The sequence below is a fragment of the Streptomyces sp. NPDC088730 genome, assembly GCF_044751215.1.
Classification (GTDB): Bacteria; Actinomycetota; Actinomycetes; order Streptomycetales; family Streptomycetaceae; genus Streptomyces.
On sequence record NZ_JBIVLK010000020.1, the window covers coordinates 105,163 to 119,476 of the forward strand.

Annotated in this window: 7 protein-coding genes; 5 read left to right on the forward strand and 2 right to left on the reverse strand. The window is 72.2% G+C overall.

Going from position 1 to position 14,314, the window contains the following annotated elements; all coding sequences use genetic code 11:
* Positions 1-31: 31 nt before the first annotated feature.
* Positions 32-2,260 carry a catalase/peroxidase HPI gene (katG, locus tag ACIP89_RS34505; protein WP_401928917.1) on the reverse strand — a complete coding sequence of 743 codons (2,229 nt, stop codon included), beginning with the start codon at positions 2,258-2,260 and terminating at the stop codon, positions 32-34.
* 394 nt (positions 2,261-2,654) lie between these two features.
* On the opposite strand from katG, the gene ACIP89_RS34510 reads away from it, so the two are divergent.
* The 5 genes from ACIP89_RS34510 to ACIP89_RS34530 all read left to right on the forward strand — a co-directional run bounded on the left by ACIP89_RS34510 (position 2,655) and on the right by ACIP89_RS34530 (position 11,842).
* A complete protein-coding gene (locus ACIP89_RS34510; protein WP_402118306.1) occupies positions 2,655-3,071 on the forward strand; it encodes a Fur family transcriptional regulator in 417 nt (138 codons plus the stop codon).
* A 126-nt stretch (positions 3,072-3,197) separates the two neighbouring features.
* Complete coding sequence (locus ACIP89_RS34515; protein WP_402118307.1) at positions 3,198-4,157, forward strand: alpha/beta hydrolase; 960 nt, start codon at positions 3,198-3,200, stop codon at positions 4,155-4,157.
* The gene (locus ACIP89_RS34520; RefSeq protein WP_402118309.1) at positions 4,154-6,235 is read left to right on the forward strand and encodes a hypothetical protein; all 2,082 of its coding nucleotides are present in this window, start codon (positions 4,154-4,156) and stop codon (positions 6,233-6,235) included. Before ACIP89_RS34515 ends, ACIP89_RS34520 begins: the two co-directional genes overlap by 4 nt.
* Positions 6,232-7,161, forward strand: a complete 930-nt coding sequence (locus ACIP89_RS34525; protein ID WP_401928909.1) for an AAA family ATPase — start codon at positions 6,232-6,234, stop codon at positions 7,159-7,161. Before ACIP89_RS34520 ends, ACIP89_RS34525 begins: the two co-directional genes overlap by 4 nt.
* Positions 7,154-11,842 (forward strand): NaeI family type II restriction endonuclease, encoded by a 4,689-nt coding sequence (locus tag ACIP89_RS34530; RefSeq protein ID WP_402118310.1) that lies wholly within the window; start codon positions 7,154-7,156, stop codon positions 11,840-11,842. The genes ACIP89_RS34525 and ACIP89_RS34530 overlap by 8 nt, the downstream gene beginning before the upstream one ends.
* Before the next feature lie 115 nt (positions 11,843-11,957).
* On the opposite strand, the gene asnB is transcribed toward ACIP89_RS34530, so the two are convergent.
* Complete coding sequence (gene asnB / locus ACIP89_RS34535) at positions 11,958-13,799, reverse strand: asparagine synthase (glutamine-hydrolyzing) (RefSeq protein ID WP_402118311.1); 1,842 nt, start codon at positions 13,797-13,799, stop codon at positions 11,958-11,960.
* Between the last annotated feature and the right edge of the window lie 515 nt (positions 13,800-14,314).

Sequence of the window (14,314 nt, forward strand, 5' to 3'; positions counted from 1 at the left end):
GTTGCCTTGCCGCAGCGGCCCGTTCCCGTGATCAGACGAGGTCGAACCGGTCCAGGTTCATGACCTTGTCCCACGCGGCGACGAAGTCCTTCACGAACTTCTCCTTCGCGTCGTCGCTCGCGTAGACCTCCGCGACCGCGCGCAGCTCCGAGTTCGACCCGAAGACGAGGTCGGCGCGGCTGCCGGTCCACTTCACCGCACCGGTGGCGTCGCGGCCCTCGAAGGTGGTGGCGTCCTCTGACGTCGGCTTCCACGTCGTCCCCAGGTCGAGCAGGTTGACGAAGAAGTCGTTGGTCAGCACGCCGGGGGTCTCGGTGAGGACACCGAGCGAGGACTGCTGGTGGTTCGCGCCGAGCACCCGCAGCCCGCCGACGAGGACCGTCAGCTCGGGGGCGGTCAGGGTGAGCAGGTTCGCCCGGTCGAGCAGCAGGTACTCGGCCGGAAGCCGGTTGCCCTTGCCGAGGTAGTTGCGGAACCCGTCGGCGGCCGGCTCCAGCTCGACGAAGGACTCCACGTCGGTCTGCTCCTGCGAGGCGTCGACGCGGCCCGGGGTGACGGGCACCTGGATGTCGAAGCCGGCGTCCTTGGCCGCCTTCTCGACGCCTGCGGCACCCGCGATCACGATGAGGTCGGCGAGCGAGACCTGCTTGCCGCCCGACTGCGCGGAGTTGAAGGTCTCCTGGACGCTCTCCAGAAGACGAAGCACCAACGCCAGCTGGTCCGGCTCGTTGACCGCCCAGCCGCTCTGCGGCTCCAGACGGATGCGCGCACCATTGGCGCCGCCGCGCTTGTCGCTGCCGCGGAAGGAGGAGGCCGCCGCCCACGCGGCGGAGACGAGCTCCGACACCTTCAGGCCGGAATCGAGGATCTGCGCCTTGAGCGAGGCGACGTCCGAGGCGTCCACGGTCTCGTACGTCCTGGCGGGGAGCGGGTCCTGCCACACCAGCGTCTCCGCCGGGACCTCCGGGCCGAGGTAGCGCACGACCGGGCCCATGTCGCGGTGGGTGAGCTTGAACCAGGCGCGGGCGAAGGCGTCGGCGAACTGGTCGGGGTTCTGGTGGAAGCGCCGCGAGATCTCCTCGTACGCCGGGTCGAACCGGAGCGAGAGGTCGGTCGTCAGCATGGTCGGCGCGTGGGTCTTCGAGGCGTCGAACGCGTCGGGGACGGTACCCGCGCCGCCGCCGTCCTTCGGCCGCCACTGGTGGGCGCCGGCCGGGCTCTTGAACAGCTCCCACTCGTAACCGAACAGGATGTTGAAGAAGCTGTTGTCCCAGGTGGTCGGGGTGTCCGTCCAGATGCCCTCCAGCCCGCTGGTGATCGCGTCGGCGCCCTTGCCGGTGCCGTACGTGCTCCGCCAGCCGAGGCCCTGCTGTTCGAGCGGGGCGGCCTCCGGGTCGGGTCCGACGCTGTCCGCCGGGCCCGCGCCGTGGGTCTTGCCGAAGGTGTGACCGCCCGCGATCAGGGCGACCGTCTCCTCGTCGTTCATCGCCATCCGGCGGAAGGTCTCCCGGATGTCGCGGGCCGCGGCGATCGGGTCCGGGGTGCCGTTCGGGCCTTCGGGGTTGACGTAGATGAGGCCCATCTGGACCGCGCCGAGGGGGTTCTCCAGCTCACGGTCGCCGGTGTAGCGCTCGTCACCGAGCCAGGTGGTCTCGGGGCCCCAGTAGACGTCCTCGTCGGGCTCCCACACGTCCGCGCGGCCGCCGCCGAAGCCGAAGGTCCTGAGGCCCATCGACTCCAGCGCGACGTTCCCGGTGAGCACGATGAGGTCGGCCCAGGAGAGGTTCTTGCCGTACTTCTTCTTGACCGGCCACAGCAGCCGGCGGGCCTTGTCGAGGCTGGCGTTGTCCGGCCAGCTGTTGAGCGGGGCGAACCGCTGCTGGCCGGCTCCGGCGCCGCCGCGTCCGTCGCTGATCCGGTAGGTGCCGGCGCTGTGCCAGGCCATCCGGATCATGAAGGGGCCGTAGTTGCCGAAGTCGGCGGGCCACCAGTCCTGCGAGGTGGTGAGCACCTCGGCGATGTCCCGCTTCACGGCCGGGAGGTCGAGGCTCTTGAAGGCCTCGGCGTAGTCGAAGTCCTCACCGAGCGGGTTCGCCACGGCGGGGTTCTTGGCGAGGATCTTCAGGTTGAGCCGCTCCGGCCACCACTGGCGGTTTCCGCCGCCCTGGGTCGGGTGCGGCGCGCGACCGTGCGCGACCGGGCAGCCGGAGACCTCCTCGGTCTTCGGGTCGGTGACGATCGCGTCGTGGTTCTCAGTCATGGAAATCCTTCCGGACGGGGCGGATCACATTGCTTCGGAACTGAGCGTGGCGGGACTCAAGGTGGTGCTGAGGGTGGTGGAACCGGGGGTGGCGACGGATCCGGGTGTGCTGGCGCCGAACGCGGTGGCACCGGCCGTGACGGGCTCGCGGGGCGACCGCGGCGGCGCGCCCGTACCGGCGCCCCGAAGGCGATCGCCTCTCGGTGGAGGCAGTCCCAGTCCGGATGCCGGCGTGCACGCACCCGTCTCCTGAAGCCACGCACTTTCCCCTGCTGTTGACCTGACCCTTGGCTGTCAGCCGGAACCGATCCTACGATGGACCTAGTCCAAGTCAATACGACAGAAGGGTCTGCGCGAATCATTCGCCGGACAACGCACAGTTAGGCTGGTGGGCATGGGTGACCTGCTGGAACGACTCCGTGAACGCGGCTGGCGCATGACCGCACAGCGCCGGGTGGTCGCAGAGGTCCTCGCGGGCGAGCACGTCCACTTCACGGCCGACGAGGTGCTCGTGCGCGCCGTGGCCCGGCTGCCGGAGATCTCCCGCGCCACCGTCTACAACACCCTCGGCGAGCTGGTGGCGCTCGGTGAGGTGATCGAGGTGGGCACCGACGGCCGGGCCAGGCGCTACGACCCGAACGCCCACCACCCGCACCAGCACCTGGTGTGCTCCGCGTGCGGCACCATCCGGGACGTCCATCCCGACGCCGACCCGCTGGCCGGGCTGCCGGCCTCCGAACGGTTCGGCTTCACCGTCTCCGAGGTCGAGGTGACGTACCGGGGGCTGTGCCCCGACTGCGCCGGCGGGTGAACCGTTCCGCCGGATCCTCCCGCGACCCGGCCCGAACGACCCCCTGTTGATACTGTCGGCCCTGTCCGGATACCTCGTCCGGACAGGGCGTTCCCGGACAAGGCACCGGGGACTTCAGGGGGATGGATGCGGCCGCGCCTGGTGTTCGTACACGGAGTCGGCGGCCCCCGCGACGCCACCGCCGAATTGGAGGGCCTGCTGCGCGCGCTGGCCGAAGGCGCCGGAGCGGCCGGCCACTCCCGCGTGGTTCCGGGGCTGCTGGACGGTTCGGCCGCCGACGTGCGGTTCGCCCACTACGGCGATCTGTTCATGGATGGCCGGATGCAGGGCGGAGCAGGCAGGAGCACGGTGGAGGCCGGCCCGGAGGCGCTGCGCGAACTGCTGCTCGAAGCGGTCGACGAACGGCTGGCCGGCCCTGCGGACGAACACGAGGCGCGGGTGCTGCGGCGGGCCCGGACCCAGCTCGCCCCCGAGGGGGAGCAGCAGGGCCTCGGCAACGTCGGCCGCCTGGTACTCAACGCGGCGAACACCCTCATGGCGCTGCCCGGCCTGCGCAGGGCGGGCAGCTGGGCGAGCGCCGCCATGATGGTGCACCACCTCGGCCAGGTCAGGACGTACCTGGACCGAGAGGGGGCGTCCGGAACGGTGCCGGGCATCGACCGGAGGATCCGCGAGCGGGTCGCCGCAGAGCTCGACCCGGTGGGCCCCACTGTCGTCATCGCGCACTCGCTGGGCACCGTTGTCTCGTTCGAGACGCTCCACGACCACCCGGGGCCGGTGCCGTTGTTCGTCACGCTGGGCTCCCCGATCGGGATGCGTACGGCTGTGCGGCCCCGGATGCGGCCGCACCCCCTGCGGGTACCCGAGAGCGTCGGTGCCTGGCTGAACTTCTGGGACCGCGACGACTTCGTCGTAGGGCAGCCCGCGCTGGAGAAGCACATCGCCATGAACGACGCGGCGGTGGCCCCGGTGAGCCGGCGCGTCGACTCGGACGGCGCGTGGGCACACCCCGCGGTCAAGTACCTGTCCCAGCCCGGCGTGGCCGGTCCCGTCGTCGAGGCGCTTGAGGCAGCCGCCCTCCGATGACCGTCCGGTTCCCGCCCCGGCACCTGCTGGTGATCGCGCCCCAGTGCGCGGATCTCGGGATGCTCACGGGTCTGGAGGACCTCGCGGGCTCCCTGCACACCGCGCTGCTGGATCCCTGGACCGGTGGCTGCGCGGACGCACCGGCCGGCGTGACCTCGATCCTGTCCGGCCCGTCGGTGGGACAGGCACGGATCGAGGAGGCGGTACGTGACGCGGCGCGCCGCGCCGGAGAGGCGGGCGCCGTACTCGTCCTGGCCTTCATCGGGCACGGGACGCTGCCGGGCGAGGTGCCGAAGCTGTTCCTGATGGCGGGCGACTCCCGGCGGGACATGCCGACCACGGTGGTCAACGTCGGTGACCTGCTCTCCCAGGCACTGGACACCCACGGGGTCGAAGAGGTCATAGCCCTGGTGGACACCTGCCACGCCGGCGCGGCCGTGCCCGACATCGCCGCGCTGGGGACGGGTATCCGCGGGGGCGCGACGAGGCTGACCCTGCTCATGTCGGTGGGGGTCACGGAGCCCGCGTTCGGGCTGGACTTCACTCGCGGGCTGTTGCGCGTGTTCGGTGCGGGTGTCGCGGGCGCGGGCGAGTACCTGTCGGCCGAGGCCGTCCTCGACGCGGTGAACGAGGCCGCGGACACCGGTGCGCGGCTGGTGCACATGGACGGCGACCCCTACGGCAGACCCCGCTGGCTCGTGCGCAACGTCCGGCACGCACAGGGCGGCGGGCCCCTCCTGGGGCCGGCGGGTGAGGAGGATCTGGAGTGGGCGCTGGAGCCCTTCGGCGAGGGGTGGCCGCCGGCTTCCGTACACAGCGTGTCCGGCCTCGAAAAACTGCGGGAGGCACTGCGCGCGGCCCCTCCCGGGTGTACGGACGGCCCCGCTGATGTGGCGGTCGCCCTGCGTGTCGTCGACGGTCTGCTGGACGGGCTGCGGACCGCGGAACTGCTCCGTTCCTGGCCGGGCGCCCCCCTGACCTCCGAGCGCATCCGGCGGGCCGCCTGGACGGCGGGCGGCACCTCGGTCCCGCTGCCCGGATCGAACGGCAGCGATCTGCTCCGCGACTGCGTCGAGTTGCTCAGACTGCGGGCACCGCGTACCGGCGGCAGCCGGACGGCTCCGCTCGCCGCCTTCGTGGCCTCGCTCGCCGACGAGGACGGCCTGGACCCGCACTGCGACGCGCTGACGGCATGGGCGAGGACGTGCGGTGCGGTCGTGGAGCTCAACGACGCCTTCGCCGCGCTGGAGGAACACGACACCTCCTCCCGCCTGCGCCTGGTCGTGAGCCTGCACGCGGCCCTGGCCGACGAATGGCCCGAGACCCTGGTCGCCTGGCTGCTGGACCGCGGGACCGTGATCGCACACCGCGAATTCGGCTGCGCTCCCAGCCGGGCCGGGGTCGAGCGGCAGCTCGTGGGAGTGCTGAAGTGGGCTTCCGCCGAGGCCAGGCGGGTCGGGGCGGCGCTCCGACGGGTGGAGGTGGCCGCGTCATCGGCGCTGCTCACCCAGTGGAGCCCCGAGGAAGCGGATCTGGGGATCCGGCTGGGCGTGCGGCACGACGTCGTGCTGCGCTGGAGCGAGCGGCTGTGCCCGCCCGATCACCTGTACTGGATCAACGACCACGCCCGCGACCGCCTTGCGACGATGCGGTCGGAGCCGGATACCCGGGCGCCGGTGGACTGGCTCGGCCGCGACGAGACCAACAGGCCGGCGGAGCTCAACGAGCGACTGCGGAACGGCGTGTACGACCGGGCCGTGGCCCTCGGGCACCGGCCCGAGCGCCTCGACCAGGTCATGCCGAGTCTGCTGGCCTACGCTCCGATCGTGCTCTGGCCGAAGGACAAGGACGATCTGCCGCCCGACTCCCGCACCAGCGTGAACCGTTACTGGCACCGGCTGCCCGGCGAGTTCAGCGCCGCCTACCGCGACAGCTGGCGGGGGCGCGGCACCGAGGAGGGAGCGGCGGAGGGCCGCTTTCCGCTCGCCCGGCTGCGGTCCGTGTGGCACGACACGGAGTGGCTGGACTTCTGCGACTGGTTCGGAACGTGCTCGACGGATGGGGAGAACACCGTATGACCTGGCAGCCCTTCTACGTCGGCGACGGCCGGCCGCGGGACGTGGACCTCGGCGCTCCGCCGCCCTGGCGGAGCTTCCCCCGCGCGCCCCTGGACCGGCAGTTCCAGCCGCCGGCGGGTCTGGTCACGGCGGTCAACGCCGCGCTGACCCTGCGCAGGCCACTGCTGGTGACCGGCACGGCGGGTTCGGGAAAGTCGACGGTGATCGAACAGGTGGCGGCCGAGCTGAAGCTGGGCGACGTGCTGCGCTGGCACATCACCTCCCGCAGTACCCTCGCCGACGCGCTGTACCGCTACGACGCGCTGGGCCGTATCCACGCACAGCGCCTCGAAGGGGCGGGCGGCGGGGACGATATCGCTCCGTTCCTGCGGCTGGGCCCGTTGGGAACCGCGCTGTTGCCGGCCCGGCACCCGCGAGCGCTGCTCATCGACGAGATCGACAAGAGCGATCTCGACCTGCCGAGCGACCTGCTCGACGTGCTGGAGCGCGGGGAGTTCGAGGTACCCGAGCTCGCGCGCTACCAGGAGGAGGTCGTGCGGGTGCGTGAGTGGGGCGGCGACGCGCGCCATCCGGTGGCCAAGGGCCGGGTGGAGTGCGACAGCTTCCCGTTCATCGTGATGACGAGCAACGGGGAGCGGGACTTCCCGGCCGCCTTCCTCCGCCGCTGTGTGCGTTACACGATGCCGATGCCTACGGCCGAATCGCTCCGGCAGGTGGTCGAGGCGCACCTGGAGATCGGTCCGGACCGGTCCGGACCGGTGGACGCGCTGATCAACGGCTTCGTCGAACGGCTCGCGGCGAACGAGAGCCTGGCCGTGGATCAACTGCTCAACGCGGTGTACGTGCTGACCGGGGCGGGGGCTCCCGACGGGGCGGACGAGCGGGAGGTCGTGGAACTGATCCTCCGGGAGCTGTCCCGTGTCTGAGCCCCCGCCCACCGCGCCGACGGCGGATGCGCCGGGCCCCGGCGCGGGGCCGGCGCTGGCCGGGGCCGTCGCGGCCCTGCATGCCGCCGTTCCGGAACTGGACGCCACCGCCGTCGCGGAGGCGCTGTGGCTGGCGGCCCGGATGGCCGCCGCGACGGCGACGGAGGGCGGCACCGGCACCGCGCCGGAGCGCGGCGGGGAGAGCCGTCCCGGGGTCGGGGACCCGTTGCCCGCGGAGCCGTCCACGGACGCCCCGCCGGCCGGGCGGGACCGCGGGGCCGGACGGGCCGTGCACGAGAGACTGCCCGGATCGGGTACCCGTGTGCCGGGCGACGCGGTGACCGCCTCGCGCGGCGGGCAGCTGCCGCGCGCCCTTGAGGTCTCGCGTGCGCTGCGCCCGTGGAAGCGGCAGTGGCGTACCGGCCGGCGCCAGGAGGTGGACGTCGACGCGACGGTGCGGTCGTACGCGCGCAGCGGGGAGCTGATCCCGGCCTTCAGCGCGGCCCCGGAGCGGTGGTTCGATCTGGTCCTGGTCGTGGACCGGTCCCCCTCGATGCAGGTGTGGGAGGAGACGGCCGACGCGTTCGCCACCGTACTGGACCGCCTGGGCGCGTTCCGTACGCTCCAGGTCCAGGACCTGACCTTCACCGCCGGGGCGGAAATGGAACTCCGCGACCGCCAGGGGCGGCCGACGGCGCCCGGCAGGCTCCGCTCACCGGACGGCCGCCGTCTGGTGGTGGCCGTGTCCGACTTCACCGCCGAGGCCTGGCGCGGCCCGCAGGTGTGGAAGCAGTTGCGCGCGTGGTCGGCCACGACACCGGTGGCGCTGCTCAGTCCGCTGCCCGCCACGCTGTGGCGCAGAACCGGCCTCGATCTCCCGGCGGCCCGTGTCTCACCGGGCGCTCCCGGCGCCCCCAACGCCCGGCTGTCCTTCGAGCGGCCGCCCTTGCTGCCGCCGCCCGAGGGGGCGGGCAGTGGCGGCTGGCTGCCCCTTCCCGTCCTGTCGCTGTCGCCCCATTCCCTGGGCCGCTGGTCGCGCACGGTGATGCGCGCGGCGCCGGACGGGTGCGGCGCGGTACTGGTCCCACCCGGCGGCCGCGTCCAGGCGGACGGCCGCTCCCCGCGGCAGCCGCCCAGGAGCCCGGAGGAACGTACGGAGAACTTCCTGCGGACGGCGGCGCCGCCGTCCGCCCGCCTGGCTGTGCTGTCCAGTGCGTTCGACCGCCTGAGCCTTCCGCTGTTGCACCTGATCAGTCAGGAGCTCGTACCGGAGGCGGCCACGGCGGACCTCGCCGAACTGCTGACAAGCAGCCTGTTCACCCTGGAGACGCGGATCGGCGGCGCCGTGGAACTCGTGGTACCGCCCCAGGTGCAGCCGCTGCTGCGGCAGCACCTGGCGGAACGCGATGTGTGGCGGCTGCAGCGGGCCCTGAGCCGGTTCGTCGCCGCGCGGGGAGGCGGCCGGGGCGGGCTGCCCGCGGTCGCCGCCGTCGGGCCCGACGGCGGCCGGGGGCTCCCCGACGTTGTGGAACTCCCGGCGGAGCTGCGGCCGTTCGCGCAGGCGTCACTGCGTACGCTGGAACTGCTGGGCCTCGCCTCATCGGTGTCCTCGACCGGGCGGACCCGGCGACGGCCGGTGCCAGATCAGCTGCCCGAGCAGACCGACTACTTCACGGGCCGCCAGGCCGCAGTCGCCACCGTCAGCCGTCTCGTCACCGCCTCCGGTACCCCTACGGTGTGCATCACCGCCCCGCGCGGCGTCCACGGCGCGGGAGCCACCGCCCTGATGCTCTTCGTGGCAGGGCGAGTGAAGGACCAGTTCGAGGACGGCCTGCTGTACGCGGACCTCCACTCGGCCGACATCTCGTCGGTCCTCTACGGCTTCCTGCGGGCTCTCGGCGTGCCCGCGGAGTCCATTCCGGCCGGGGCGGCCGACATGGCGGAGCTGTACCGCTCCACCCTGGTCGGCCGCCGTGTCCTGATCGTCCTCGACAACCCCTCCAAGGACTCCGCGTCCAAGCTGTTCCCGGCCGGCTCCGGCTGCGCGGTCCTGGCCACCGGGGACGCGGGCGAGGTCTTCGGCTCGGTCGTCCGGTTGGAGCCCCTGGACGAGGCGAGCGTGCGCGCGCTGACGCGCCGGGTCGCGCCGTCCGGGGACGGCCTCAACCGGTCGGAGCCCTACTACATGGGCGACGCGTGGCCGCTGGCCGTCAAGGTGGTCGCTCAGTGGGCCGCCACGGACGGCGACGCGTTGACCCTGCTGCGAGCCGTGCGCCCCGCCGCTCCGCGGCGCGTGGCCGGCTGGGATCTGCACACCGTCCTGGACATCCGGCTGACCGCGCTGGCGCCCGCAACGCTCAGGGGACTGCTCCTGCTGGCACTGCATCCGCGCGCACGGCTGGCGCCCGAGGAGATCAGCGTGCTGCTGGGGACCGGCGAAGTCGCGTCCTTCGCGGTCACCGACGATCTGGTGCGCGCCGGGCTGCTGGAGGTCTCTCCCGACGGCCTCCACCACCTGCACGACGCCGTGCGGGGTTTCGCACGGGCACGGGCGCTGCGCGGCATCCCCCCCGCCCAGTGGCGCGTGGCACTGGAGCGGCTGGTCGCCCACCACGCCCGCATCGTCGTGGCCGCCTACGCTCGGGAGCACCCCGAGGACCCCTTCCCCGATCATGTCGTTCGCGGACCGGACGCGGGGCAGCGACCGGGCGTCAGGCGCGGGCGACCGGAGGAGCCGCACTCCCCGGGAAGCTACGTGTCCCGGCACCCGCATCTCTTCGCCCTGCTCACACCGGGCGACAGCACCGAGGACGTGGCCCTCAGGACCCGGGCCGGACTGTTGGTGATCCTGCGCGACGTCACCGACTCACCACGCCACCGGACGGCGTTCGAAAGGGCTGCCGACCGGGTGTCCGGCGCGGCGCACGCGGCACAGGACCAGGTGAGCCACGGCTGGGCCCAGCTGGCGCTCGCCTGGAGCCAGCTGTCGGCACACCGGTTCAGCCGTGCGGGCAGGACCTTGTCGAAACTGCCGGAGGCCCCGCCCCCACTGCGCAGTATGACTCTCCGTCTCGAAGCGGCCGTGGCCGGGGGCACCGGGGACACGACCACCGCGGAGTCGCTGCTGACGAGGTCGGCCGAACTGGCACGCGAAGAAGGTGACCCCTTCAACGAGGCACAGGCACTGCGCGATCTGGCCGGGCTGCTCGCCGCTCTCGGTCAGCCGGGCTCCGCGCCGGCGAGCCCGAGCGGTGAGCCACCCGTCCTGCCGGTCCGCAGCGCGTCGAGCCGTCCGGCCGGGGCCGGGAGCGCGCGCCACGCACCGGCACACGGAACGGGCGCGGCCGCGCGGCCCGAGTCACCGCGCGCGGTCCGGGCCACGGAACACCTGACCGTCATCATGGCCGACACCCGCCGGGCGGACGCCTCGCTCATCGGGCGGCTCCTGCGAGCGGTACGGCTCGCGGGGGCCAAGGACGCCGACCACCGGGTCCAGGACTCGCAGGACACCCTGACGGTGACCGTGGCACGCCGGGTGCCGGTCGCGCGGATCGTCGACGGCCTACTGGAGGAGCTCCCCACCGGGACGGAAAAACCGTTCAGCGTCGTCGTGCACACCGGCCCGGTCCACCGGGACTTCACCGGGGCGGGCATCAGCGCCGCTCGGCAGATCCTCCGCTCCCCCGAGCTGAACCGCGCCGCGTCGACGCTGCGCCTGCTGAATCTGCTGGCCGTCTCGGACGCGGCGATGGCGCGGTCGGAACTGCCGGGGGGACCCTTCACGCGGGTCCGCCTCACCGACGAGGCACGGGATGCCTGGCTCTACTGTCCCGACTCCCTGGCCGCGGACGGACACGCCGCGGCGACGGGCACAGGGCCGGACACCGAGCTCAGCTCCCTGCACTCGGTCCTGGTCCGCTCGGACCCCGACGGCAGGCTCATGGCCGGTGCGCTGCGCGACGCCTTCGACTTCGTCCTCGACGGAAGCCTCACGGGCCGCTTCGACCTCACGGATCTCTCGCGTGCGGAACGGACCGTCATCGGGGTCAAGGTCGAGCAGACGATCATGTCGGCCTTCGCGCTCCGGCGCGGGCAGCGCATGGATCTCAGCCGCGACGCCGTCGAATTCGACCTGCGCTTCTCGACACGGCTCGGCGGCTGGGCGTTTCCGCCCGAGAACGAGGGCGAGATCTGCCTCCTCGTCCACGCGGACGACGCGAAGGGCCGCTGGGGCGCCGGACTGATGCGGATCGAATCCGGTCTGCTGCGCCCGGCGGGCAACCGCGACGGCAAGCGCGGCCTGCGGCCGGACGCGGTCCAGCAGGTGCGGTGGCTCCACCGGGACCTGCCCCTGCCGGAGAACGTCCTGCTGCACCTGGATCCGGACGACCGCTCAGCGGTCCTCGCCTCCGCCTCGGCGCAGCAGCGCGTCAACGAACTCTTCCGCAGGGCACTCGGAAGGCGCATCACGACCGCGACCCTCAACACGCTCGCGGGCCCGGACGGCAGCCGCCGCGCCCGGGACTCCCGCAAGGTCCTCGCCGCCGAGGGGATCACCGTTCTCAGCCACAACCCGCAGGACATCGAACTGGCGAAGGCTCTGCGATGCGCGGTGCCGCGGCGCGGCGAGTTCGTGAGCGTGCGGACCCAGTTGCCCGCGTCGGCGGTCCCGGGCTCCTAGAGCGGAGCAGGAAGGGCCGTCCGGCCCGCCTCCGGGGCGCGCACCCGTGCCCCGGAGGCTCCTGAAGACCCGCTCCCGCTTCGTCGCGGACGGCGGACCGGCCGCACCCACCCGCTCAGGAGAGTGAGATGTCCGGCTTGTAGAGGTCGAGCCACAGCGCCAGGTCCAGAGTGCGTTCCAGGCCGCGCCGGGACGCCTGGGTGATCTGCGGTGCGTCGTGCTGCGCCGCACGCGTGACCCGGTCGCGGTCGACGAGGTCGAAGACCGGGTGCGAGGGCCGGGCCAGCAGGTCCTTGGCGTGCCCCTGCAACGCGAGCGCGTATTTGGGGTCCTGGGTCGAGGGATAGGGGCTCTTGACCCGGTCGTAGACCGATTTCGGCAGTACGTCCGCCGTGGCCTCGCGGAGCAGGGACTTCTCCCTGCCGTCAAAGGACTTCAGCGACCAGGGCGTGTTGTAGACGTACTCGACGAGGCGGTGGTCGCAGAAGGGCACCCGCACTTCGAGCCCGACCGCCATGCTCGCCCGGTCCTTCCGGTCGAGCAGGACGCGCACGAAGCGGGTCAGGTGCAGATGGCAGATCTTGCGCATCCTGAACTCGAAGTCGCTCTCCCCCTGCAGGCGTTGCACTCCGGCGACCGCGGTGCCGTAGCTGTCCTGGATGTACGACGGAAGGTCCAGGGCGGCCGTCAGGTCCGGCCTCAGCACATCGGAGTCGTCTCCGAAGTGCTGGGCGAAGCGCACCAGCCAGGGGAAGGTGTCGGCGCGCCGCGCCTCCTCGTCGAAGAACTGCAGATACCCGCCGAAGACCTCGTCGGCCGACTCCCCCGAGAGCGCGACGGTCGAGTGCTCGCGGATGGACCGGAACAGGAGGTACAGCGAGGCGTCCATGTCGCCGAAGCCCATCGGGATGTCCCGGGCCCGGATCACCCGGGCCCGCACCTCTGGGTCGGCCAGAGCGTGCGAGTCCAGCACGATGTCCCGGTGATCGGTGCCCGAAGACCGTGCGACGTCGTGCACGTACGGCGTGTCCGGGGTGGTACGCAGCTCGTCGGCGACGAAGTTGTCGGCCTGTCCGACGAAGTCGACCGCGAAGCTGCGCACCGTCTCGCCGTTCTCGGCCAGTTGGCGGGCGGCGATCGCCGTCATGGCGGAGGAGTCGAGACCGCCGGAGAGCAGGGTGCAGCGCGGCACGTCCGAGACCATCTGGCGTCGCACGATGTCATCGAGCAGCGAGCGCACATGGGCGATGGACTCGTCCTTGCCGTCGGTGTGCGGGCGGGTCTCCAGCTGCCAGTAGACGTGCCGGCGCAGCCCGTTGCGGTCGACGGTGACAACGGTGCCGGGCTCGACCTCGTGCATCCCCTCCCACACGGCGTGGCCGGGTGTCTTGACGAACGCGAAGAGCTCACGCAGCCCGTCCAGACCGACGCGGGCCCGGGACAGCGGGTTGGCCAGGATCGCCTTGGGTTCGGAGCCGAACAGGACGCCGTCCGCGGTCTCGTAGTAGTAGAAGGGCTTGATGCCCATCCGGTCGCGGATCATCACGAGCTTGTCGTGGCGGCCGTCCCACAGCGCGAACGCGTACATGCCGTTGAGGCGCTCGGCAACCGCCTCGCCCCACTCCAGGTACCCGCGCAACACGACCTCGGTGTCGGAGTCCGTGGTGAACCGGTGCCCGCGGCCCGCCAGTTCGCGGCGCAGCTCGGTGAAGTTGTACGTCTCCCCCGAGTAGACGAGGGCGACGGTGCCCTGCGGAGTGTCGGCCGTCATCGGCTGGCGCCCGCCGGGCAGGTCGATGATGGCCAGCCGGCGATGCCCGAGGGCGGCCGGACCGTTGATCCAGCTGCCGCGGTCATCGGGGCCGCGGCAGGACATCGTCTCCGTCATCGCGTCCACGGTCGCGGACTCGCCGTGCAGGTCGCGTTCGAAGGAGACCCAGCCGGTGATGCCACACATGCGCTACCTCCTGCGTGCTGTCGTCGACCGGGGCCCGGGAACCACAGCTGAACAGCGGATTCGAGGCCTGCGCCCCTCCCGGCCGAACTAGATGTACTGCGCAGTTACGTAACGAGAGTGCGTCGCGCCATTGCATACGGTCAACGTGGCCGTAACACGGCCGGGACCGCCACCCGCACGCTTTCGGCCGCCCGCCGTACGACCCGGCATCGCGCCGTCCGGGCCAAGCCGCACCGCAACGGCCCGGACGGGCAGCGGGGACGAGGCGGAGCAGCACATTCCGGCCATGGGCAAAGACTTACCCATGGTCGCGGACCATTCCCCGCCGGGCCGGACGGCTCAGCCGTGCATCCTCCTAGGTCGTGTCTGACAAATGATCTCTGAGAAGCTTCGTTGTCCGAGGCCGAAGGAGGGGTCATGGGGATTGAGCTGGAACTGCACTCGGGGCGACCCACGCGAAAGGGTGCGTCCCGGGACACCTTGCTGCGGGGCTCTTACGAGCACGGTGAGGCGTT